The sequence below is a fragment of the Caballeronia choica genome (assembly GCF_001544535.1).
Classification (GTDB): domain Bacteria; phylum Pseudomonadota; class Gammaproteobacteria; order Burkholderiales; family Burkholderiaceae; genus Caballeronia; species Caballeronia choica.
Map to the genome: position 1 here is coordinate 1 of NZ_FCON02000208.1, position 9,722 is coordinate 9,722.

Annotated in this window: 6 protein-coding genes and 1 pseudogene; 6 read left to right on the top strand and 1 reads right to left on the bottom strand. The window is 54.3% G+C overall.

The window, feature by feature from the left end:
• Positions 1–1,008: 1,008 nt before the first annotated feature.
• The 5 genes from AWB68_RS39670 (at position 1,009) to AWB68_RS39690 (ending at position 7,894) form a co-directional block, all read left to right on the top strand.
• Positions 1,009–1,815, top strand: a complete 807-nt coding sequence (locus AWB68_RS39670; RefSeq protein WP_087649660.1) for a D-alanyl-D-alanine carboxypeptidase family protein — start codon at positions 1,009–1,011, stop codon at positions 1,813–1,815.
• 138 nt (positions 1,816–1,953) lie between these two features.
• A complete protein-coding gene (locus AWB68_RS39675; protein ID WP_087649661.1) occupies positions 1,954–2,874 on the top strand; it encodes a hypothetical protein in 921 nt (306 codons plus the stop codon).
• Between the two features lie 406 nt (positions 2,875–3,280).
• Positions 3,281–4,162 carry a hypothetical protein gene (locus AWB68_RS39680; protein WP_087649662.1) on the top strand — a complete coding sequence of 294 codons (882 nt, stop codon included), beginning with the start codon at positions 3,281–3,283 and terminating at the stop codon, positions 4,160–4,162.
• A 726-nt stretch (positions 4,163–4,888) separates the two neighbouring features.
• Entirely contained in the window at positions 4,889–6,514 is a 1,626-nt protein-coding gene (locus AWB68_RS39685; RefSeq protein ID WP_087649663.1) for a carboxypeptidase regulatory-like domain-containing protein, read from the top strand.
• A gap of 375 nt (positions 6,515–6,889) precedes the next feature.
• Positions 6,890–7,894 (top strand): hypothetical protein, encoded by a 1,005-nt coding sequence (locus AWB68_RS39690; protein WP_087649664.1) that lies wholly within the window; start codon positions 6,890–6,892, stop codon positions 7,892–7,894.
• A gap of 434 nt (positions 7,895–8,328) precedes the next feature.
• Here AWB68_RS39690 and AWB68_RS39695 read toward each other — a convergent pair.
• Positions 8,329–8,928 (bottom strand): annotated as a pseudogene (locus AWB68_RS39695) (IS6 family transposase); the annotation flags it as partial.
• A 72-nt stretch (positions 8,929–9,000) separates the two neighbouring features.
• Here AWB68_RS39695 and AWB68_RS39705 point away from each other — a divergent pair.
• Positions 9,001–9,357 carry a WD40 repeat domain-containing protein gene (locus AWB68_RS39705; RefSeq protein ID WP_374729655.1) on the top strand — a complete coding sequence of 119 codons (357 nt, stop codon included), beginning with the start codon at positions 9,001–9,003 and terminating at the stop codon, positions 9,355–9,357.
• Positions 9,358–9,722 lie beyond the last annotated feature (365 nt).

The following is a 9,722-nucleotide window of genomic DNA, read 5'->3' on the forward strand; positions in this document are numbered from 1 at the left end:
CCCAGCTCGTTGACGCTCGCTTCATGTGCCGACCAAAATGCGAGAGTAAACGACAGCCCGCGAAAGTTTACAACCCCATCCGGTATGTCATTGAACGTAAACGATTTTCCCGCGCAGCGACCGCACCCGACACGAGTTGTGTGTAATCAAATGCGGTAAACCAGATAGCCCAACGCCTGAGACTACATCGAAGAACGTCATGGCGACGTATGCAATCTTGAAGTGCCTTTGTTTTCATTCACGAAGCATGGCTGTATCTAAGAAGGCGCAGTCAGCCAGACGTTTCACAGCCTTGTTCAGAAGCTGCAGCTTTATATTCCGCCAGGCGTATCGCCACCAAGAGCTCACGATCTTCGGTGCGTATTTCGGACGAACGCGACCGGCCGTTTCGGGATGGTGACCGGCGATTTCGGCAACGTGACCGGCATTTCGGGAACGTGACCGAGCGGACCGGGAAGGCAAGATTGGCGTTGCGCATGACATCAACCACGCGGGCTATGCTCGGCGGCTGTGGCCGGAGAGAGCATGCCCGTGCATCGGAATGGGATTGACCCGAACCGCCACCTGATCCAGTTGTCCACCTTCGTTGGACATGCGATCCGGACTCGACGGGCCCCGTCGTCAGGTTGTTTCGGAGGTACGCCCTCCAGGCATTGGCTGGCGCCAGGATCAAGATTGCCTGAAATGGCTGCAATCGCTCTGAAGTTTATGTTCGGTCTCTCTCCCACCCCTCGTGACGCGGTTATCACTGCGCTTGGCCAAATAATGCCTGAAGTCCGCCCAATCAATCCTGATCCCTTTCAAAAGTCCAAACGTGTCCGCCAAGGTGAGCGAGATCACTCATTTGTCTGCGTGGCAGCGCACATTCTCCGGACAAACCGACTAAGGATAAAACCTACAGATATTTTCAATATGTAAACCTATCTTTCGTCTTGTTAGGACGAAAGGTCAGCAGGCAATGGCGTACATGCAGTTTCGAAGACACTGTTTGGTTTGAAAGGAGACGTCATGAAAACCCCGCTTGTTGAGATCCACATTCCTTCGATCTACATAGACAAGCAAAATACGCCCGTCTCGCTGCCCAAAAAACTTGCCCATGCCACGCCCGACATGGCAGCGGCCATTGCGGGTCTCGCCAATGATGTCGCCGCGCACGGCGGTAAGCTCGTTCTCTCTGATCTTTTTCGCAGTTATGAAATGCAGTTGCAATCACATCTCGACTACGTAAACGGCAAGAAGAAAGCATTCAGTCCGACTCCGGGCGGCAGCTTCCACGAAGCCGGCCGCGCAATGGACATTTCGTTGTCTGATTTAAAGATGAACTTGGGCGCGTTCTGGAATCTCGCGAAGAATTGGGGCGTCGTTCCCATCGTTGCAACGCCCAATTCGAGTTTGAGTGAAGCGTGGCATTTCGAATGCCGCGGCAGTCATCAGCGAGTAATCGACTATTACAAAGACGGTAAGGGGGATAATTTTGAGAAGCCTTATACGGCAGGCGCCGCATCAGCAATCCTCGCTTTGGGAGTGCACGTCGTCAAGTTTGGCAACGCTCAAAAGGAGGCCCAGCTTCAGGCATCGCTAATTCGCTGCGGATACGTGATTGGCAATCTCGATGGCGCGATCGGACCGACAACGCGTGCCGCTTTGGCAAGCCTTGGACTTTCGGGCGCCAGTCTCGACGACGCTCTTGCCCATGTCGAGGATTTAGCGCAGAAGGCGTTCATCGCCGAGTATGCCTCGCCAGCGCAAGAAATTAACGTAGCGGATAACGAATTTATGTTCGTCCACCCCGCGCATCTTGAGCTCAATGGCTGATATCGCGACTTGCCCGATTGTGACATCGCGTCCATTCGCAGTTGGGTGGTGCAAAAGTTGATGCACAAGAAAGCAAAGCCACTGACTGGCAACAAGTCAGAGTGCAGTGCGCACTGTCCGGAATGAAGGACCGGCGGAATGTTCGCCGTTTCGTCTCGCACGATGTTCTATTCGATGGGGGTGCCGTTGATGAAGCTCGTCAGTTTTTCGCTGAAACAGGGAAGTAAGTATTACGGGAACGTCGACAATGGCCCGACCTTCTTTATTGGCAGCCGTGTGTCGTATAGGGATGGCAAAGGGCTGATGAATTTATCTGGCGACGATCCTAAGCAACGCTATGACCGAAACGTGTTCCGCGGAAAATACGGCTTCTGGGCGGATTTCATTCATCCCACAGCCATGTCGGAGGGGGCGTTGTTTCACACGCTGAATACCTATGATCGGGCACGATTCACATTTTCTTTTCTGCAGTTCGCCGCTCATGTTCCTGATGGCGACTTCGTCATATATCTGCGCCGCCTCCTTGCTCTGCCCCTCGCGGCGGAGTATTTTCCAGATCTAAAACTCGTTAATGGCAGGGTGCATCGGGTCCGTGACGGAGTCGAGGCCGCGCTCGAAAGCGCAACGACGACCGAGCCGCTTCTCGACTATTTCAATCCTACGCTCAAGGAAATTGAAGACACCGAAGTGATACAAGCCGCACGCTTGATTCATTGGGTGCAGAACGATGTCGCCCATCGTGAACTGCAGATCGAGGTCGGCATAAAGATATTCAAGAACGCAATGTTTCATTACGCGAAGCGCTATGCCCTTGACGGAACGAAGGACGTCGTGTGTCTTATCATCGCGGACATTCGTCATCAAGGTCGCGCGCGCGATCCGGAAATCATCCACGCGCTAAGCGAAAGCGACCCAATTTCGGCGCTTCTTAAGATCGGCGACTCTCAATATCCGGACCGTATAAAGGTCCTGGTCAAGGAAATACACGATCTTCGTGAAGACGGAACTCTCGGTAAACGTATATATAATCTCGCTACGCGCGACTTCGTTCTCATTTAATGTGACTGTGAAGGTCAATCAATTCTGGTAGTAGAGGCACCGCGCAACTTCCATGATGGCTCCTGCTGATGGCAGGCACATCAAAGCCGAATGTACGGACGCAGCGATACCTTCGTGAGTCAGTTGGGCGTGGCCACCAATAGCTATTTTATTTAAACAAATAAGACACGACAGAAAAACAAGTGACGCTTTAATCAAAGGGAGTTATGTTCGTCTGTGCACCTAAGGCAATTGACAGATTCCTTCATTGCCTCGATTCGAACACTACATCGTCGCCCATCAAATCCTTTTTCTTTCAAAAAATTTTACACTAGGCACCTACTCCTTTAGAGTTCAAACCTTTTTGATTAGAAAAGCGACGGTAGGCGAAAGGTTCTCAAATCCTGGTAATGGAATATTTAAAAACATGAGACAACTTCTGGTTGCGGCTGTGCTTATCGTTGCTGGTATTGCACTCCTTTTCGTTGCACCTGTTGCTATAGTCGCCACTTCGTCGGGCCGGGAGACCTCGCTGATTCTCCCCCTATTTGCGGTGGCTGGCGTCGTCTTATTGATCGCAACCCTCGCACTGGTTTCACTTGCCTTTGGAACATTTGGCCTCGCGGACAAAAGCCAGGCGATGGCGCTGCCTGAAGGGTCTATTCGGGCAGTCATAGCAGTGGCGTTGGTCGTGCTGTTCGCAATTCTTTGCGTGTTTCTTTTCGAGCGCCTTTATGCCGGCGGACCACTGATCACGACACCCGAACTCACCGAATCACAGGTCTCAGATTTTAAAGGGCAAAACCCGAAGGTCGGTGTCGTCGTGATATTACCGTCAAATAAAGATAAGGCTAACAAGCTTTTCGTTATCACCTATCGCGACCCCGAAGGAACAAAGGAAGGCACAGACTTCGCTAAGCAATTGCTTGTGCTTATCGGCACGCTAGTTACCGCAGTATCGAGTTTCTATTTTGGAGCCAAGACGGCCAGCGCAGCGACGACATCCACAGAGAAGCCAAAGGGGGCGCCGACCATCCGAGCGATGAAGCCGAATGTCATTTCATTGGCGGGTGCGCCGCAGACGCACGACTTGGAGATCGTCGGCGACAACCTTAACGCGATTAAGAGCGTCAAGGTTGTTAGGGGCAAGGATCAAATCTTGGGGACGAATGTGGTTTCGAACGACATGGTGGTTCGCTGTCAAATTCCTGTGACCGCTGACACTGCCCTCGGCCAGTGGGACCTGATGATTATCGATGGTTCGTCTCGGCAAGCGACGCTGCAAAACGCCATTACAGTCGATCCCTGAGATTGGCGTGAGACGTTCACTCTCGAGACAGCAAATAAAGATGCGTACGGCAGGAAAAGACACCGGCTTGCACAACGAGCCGCGCTTAGCGAACCTCTAATCATAAAGGTGAGTCAATGCCTCGACTAATCGGCACTATCTCTGCTCAAGGACTTACGTGGTAGTTACTCGCTCGCAGCGCACCTTGCGTGTAGGTGTTTGCTTCGGTTCCTTAGAAAACCTCTGACTACGCTCAACGCGACCTGTATCTCATTCTCCGATCGGCCCTACGCGCCGGCTACGTCCGCACGGCTCAGTGGCATTTAGCCGGCCGTGAGGAGGACTAGGCTGTCAGCATGATTGATTTTCGATTTTACCTATGTCTGTATGCTGATACTTTAAAGGCTGAGCCGTCATAGACGCTCAGCTATGCGTCGCATTATTCAGCCTGCATAGCGAAACTGACCGGTGAGGACGGCTAGTTGTCGAGTGCAAGGGCGTTAAAGAATGGTGAACGGGCCTATGTCCTTAAGCGCGCCGTTCTTTTGGTGCGCTTGCGCACACATCCATTGGGAAAGAGATAGGTTTCTGCGAAAGCTCACCTTTAATTAACTGCGTGTCCGTCAGTTACATTCACAACTTCAAAACACGGCCGGCTCTTGAGCCACGCGTTGATCGCTAACATCGTTTTCTTAATAGAACAGTTCAAGACGTCAGCGGAACATTACGGGCAAGAGGTCCACTCGAATGGCGCAGCCACTCAAAGAGGGCGATTTGGGTCCTGGCGTCGAAGCGCTGCAAATGGCATTACGGGCGCGGGGCTTGTTCCCCCACGTCGTCAACGGGATCTTCGGGTCTACGACGACGCAGGCGGTCACGACCTTCAACGGTGGTCTCACGCCGCCACCTGCCGATCTCGCCATCGCGGATGCGGTCACGCTAGCCGCTCTTGAAGTCACTATTACCGACGACGAAAGCACTCGAGACGTAAAGCGTAGTTTCATCAGCGACTGGGAAAAATGGATCTCGTATTTTGTCTGCGCGTGGCTTTGTGTATTCGTCGGTATTTCGGCGTATTACCCGATCTTCAAGCCAGATCAGTCGCCACGTTATTTCGCGATCGTCGCACTCATTGTACTTGCGCTCGGGTTCGGGGTGTGGTTTGTTTCGTGTTTCACCGGCGACCCGACGTCGGACTGGAGAAGGCGCGAGACCTTCCGGTTCGCCTACGTATTCACGATGACCAGCTTTGCAGTGCTGATATTTCCGGTTGCCAATCCCTGGCAGCCGGATGTATCTGGGCCGATCGGCATCATTCGCGGATGCGTAGACAAAGGCGCGAGCAAAACTACGCCTGATTCGATAGCGTGTGTCGTTTCAAAGAAAGAGGGGGACGTGGTCCTTGATCGGGATCTCACAGAAGCCACAGCCGAGATGCAAAAAAAGGCTTCGGACGCGAAGGCCGCTTTCGCGCCACAAGCCGCTTCTTCAACGAGTGTGCCAACAGCGGCTTCATCGTCCACAACGACATCCTCGTCCGCCACGGCTTCATCGCCAGAGGCGGCTTCGTCACCGGTCGGGGCTTCATCGCCCGTGCCGGCTTCGGCCGCCGAGCCCGATCGCGCGAACCACTATCAAATGCCAGCAGGTTTCGCTTCGGACAAGTCTTTCCCTTGGCTTGTCGTCATTGGCGGGACATATGGCGTACATGCCGAGCACGGAGAGAAAGTAGACGTCTATCGCTCGTTCACGATTGTCCAGAGCGGGTTCGTCGTGCCGTACTACGTGCTCTTGCTCGCCTTCGTCGGTGGCGCCATCAGCCTCACGAGAAAGATCCCGGAGTATCAGAAGCAGTCAGAGCCGCACTACGTTAGTACCGCAGACGCGCCGCGGCTCGATGCTTTCGAAATCCGTGAGAACGTCATCTTCGAGATCATGCAGCTCATCACGGCGCCATTCATCGCGATGGTCGCGTTCTACGCATTTGCACCCGCCACGACCGCCGGTGGCATCACCGTATCGTTTCTTTCGGGCTTCGCATCGGGCGTGATCCTTCTGCAGTTGCGCGGACTGGCCGAGGGACTCGCGCCTGCCTTGACCGCGCGGCTCAGCTCGCCAAATACGGCGCAGCTTGGCTCGATCACGGGCAAGGTCGTCGATGCAGACGGCAAGCCCGTGCAAGGGGCTTCTGTCAACGTAGTTGGCGTGCCCTCCGTAGCCATAGTGAAAACTGGTCAGGACGGAACGTTCGCGGTGAAAGGTGTGCCGGTGGGTATGCAACATCTAACGGCGACGTTGAGCGGCAAGACGGCGGCCGGCAGTGCGAGCATCACCGCGGGCGCCAGTGCTACGCTGACGATTTCGCTCATCTGACTACGCCTGTCTGATCGGGACAGCCACGGTGACGCGCAATCAGGCAAGAGCTTTGTAATGAGCGTCATTGAGAGGTCTGACATTATCAGCTGCGCGCGGATGCGTTTGGCGAGTTGTTGGTGGATGGACGCACAGAGCGGAGTCGCATTCTGCTTTTGGCTGCGGCGAAAAAGGGAACGCCTCGGGCAACGGCGTTTATTACATTGCCATAACTGGCGTCTTGTACTAGGCTTAACCGGAGCGCAGCATTTTTAAAAAAATATTTGCCTATGTAATTCGGTATCCTATCTATAAATACCGCGTTGTTACGATTTAGCATGGGATCCGACGCAGCGCGTTCCGCGTTTCATAAACAGGACAGAAAGGGGAATAACAATGATCACCCCGCGCTTCGCTTTATTTTTCTTATTTCTGTGTGCGGGTTTGGGCCTATCGGGCTGCGCGACCAACATGACGAGCGTGGCGACCTTTGGCGATGCGACCGCGGCGGTGGCGCAGCAAACGACCGAAGTCCTTCCGAAGATGCCACAGAACTGTCGGGAACTTCAGACATTGTTTTCCGAGCAACGCGCGATAGTTTCGAGCGCGCTCACCCAGAAGGATACAAAAAATCAACCAGTCGCACGAAAAGCCGCACTTTCAGCAGCGAACGACGTGAATGACGAAAGAGGGCAGCTGGACGTTTATGTGGAGTCGCTCGCAAGTGCAAGCGGAACCGTCCAAGGCAACTGCAAGCTGATGGATTCATATGCGCCGCAGTTGCAGGCGCTGAGTTCGACCTTAGCGTCCTATGCGAGCGCCGTCAAGGCGCTTGCCCAAGACCAGTACGTCACCTATCGACCAGAGTATGGCGCGCTTTCTAAGTCTGTTGGATCCATTCCGGTCGGCGGAACGAAGAGCCTCCTCGATCCAAAACAGGTCGACGCGATTAACGGAGTCGAGGCGCTCATCTACAAGCTGGCCACTCAATCGTATCGTCAGTCCAAGCTCAAAGAGGTTCTCGACAACAGCAAGCCTGTAGAGAACGTCATTCAACAACTTCAAATTGTTGCAGGTTTATATCTTGTCGAGATTCAGGGCCTTGCGGTCGCGCAACTGAATGCGGCAGGTGCAGCCAAGGTCCTTCAACAAAAGCAACTGCTTTTCGAACCTATCGCCGTGCAGGAGTACGTTAAAGGACTGCAGGCACAGCAGAGCGTCACCAAGTCACGTGCGTCTGCCTTGCAGGAATACATCCAAGTGTTAAGCAAAGTAGGCCCCACGCTTACGAAGGCCCGAGATTCGATTAACCGAGTTCCACTCCAGGATACAGTTCGAGAAATCGAAGAATTCGCGCACGCGGCCTACAGTGCACAACAGAGCTTGCGGGACGCATTCTGACAAGGAGACAAGGAATGACTATCTCTGTTCAACCCAATGCGGAAGAAACGCTGGAACTGGCGAGCCATTTCATGGCAATCGTGACCACCACTGCAGAGCAGTTGCAGGAGGCGGTGGATAATGGCGAGACGCCTTCTAACTATTTCGCTATTCAGGCAAAGCAAGCGCTCCTTGCAGCACAGATCCAGACATGGGTCACGGAAGGAATAGGGATAGCGTTGGATAGCGCAGGTCAGGCAGTCGACGCCATTAACCAGGCAACGACATTGATGAACAACGCAATCAATATCACCAAAAAGATTGCGGTGGACGTGGCAGTAATTGGTAGCTTCGTGGACCTCGCCGTCGCGATTACTTCCGGACAGCCACAAGCCATCATCTCCAAGAGCACCGCGTTCATTGCAAAATTGACAAGCGCAACTGCCTGAAGGTCTCAACAGGATCCGGGCGCAACGAAAATTCTTGAAGCCGAGTATAGGCCGCGTGCGTCGCTTGATCGCCCGATGATCTTGCTCGACAACATTGTTCAGATACTTGTTCTGCCGAATCTTGATCGGTGTTTCCCGCTCCGCGTTGAGAGCATCCAGCGCGGCGAGGTTCGCACCGCTTTTATCGATTGTCACCGTCTCGGGTTCGCCGTTCTGCTCGATTGACTTTTCGAAGTAGTGCCGCGCCGCGGCCTTGTCACGATGGGCACGCAGCAGAAAATCAACCGTGTTACCCTCCTTGTCGACTGCGCGGTACAAATACTTCCACTGGCCTCGGACCTTGATATACGTTTCGTCCATTCGCCAGCGCCGACCGACGGCTTTCTTGTGGCGACGAAAGGTCTTTTCCAGTACCGGCAACACCTTGATGGCCCAGCGGTGCACAGTTGAATGGTCGACTGAGATTCCGCGCTCCGCCATCATCTCTTCCAGGTGTCGAAGGCTCAGCGGATAGGCCACATACCAGCGCACGCACGTCAGGATCACGTCGAGCGGATAGTGCAAACGCCTGAGCACCCGTGCCAAGGCTGGATTCAGAGTCGTCATCAAGCGTCCGATCGTTCGCATTGTCATGGCTCATGATACCCGACGCTTACTGCGACAAAACCGCTCGCAGTACTGCCTGACGGGCTGCTCGCGTCGGGCTCGGAAGACGGCACCATCAAGCTGTGGAACCCGGCGAGCGGCGTGTGCGAGGCGACGCTTGAAGGACACACGTCGCAGGTGACCGCGCTCAAGTTGCTTGGCGACGGGCGGCTCGCGTCGGGATCACGAGACAGGACAATTCGAGTCTGGCACGTACATAACGGACACTGGACGGGCGAGGTTCTGTTTGTCTCCGACTCCTGTATCGAGGCGCTTGCCTTCGCCGTGTGCACAGAGGTTCTCGCGGCAGGAGACCGGGCCGGACGCATCCACTTCCTGAAGGTGGAAGGTGATGCGCGGGTCACGAGCAAAAGCCCGCCGCCGCTGTGAGTTTTCCGAGCGAATCTGCGGAGGCGCCTTTTTCGAAACGGTCAGTTCTGTCGAAGATTTCAAACGTTATCAAACGGATTCGGATCGCGTCTGATGGGTGATCAAAGTTTTGTCAACAGTGCACTGGCTCTCGCGAACGCGGTCGGCAGTCGAGGGTCACGGCGGAGCCGGACCAATGACGGAAAAGGCCAATGAAACAAAGTTCAACATTGCGAAACGAATGGCCGCTTCCCGGCCGAGAACCGACATTTGAACGTCGGAGTGACGGTGCGGGTGAATGACGCTTCATGGCCGAGAGCACCAGTTCAGCAAACTTCCCGCCAGAGCTGGCGTGGGAGTCTTCAATGGCAACTTTCGGGGAGAGA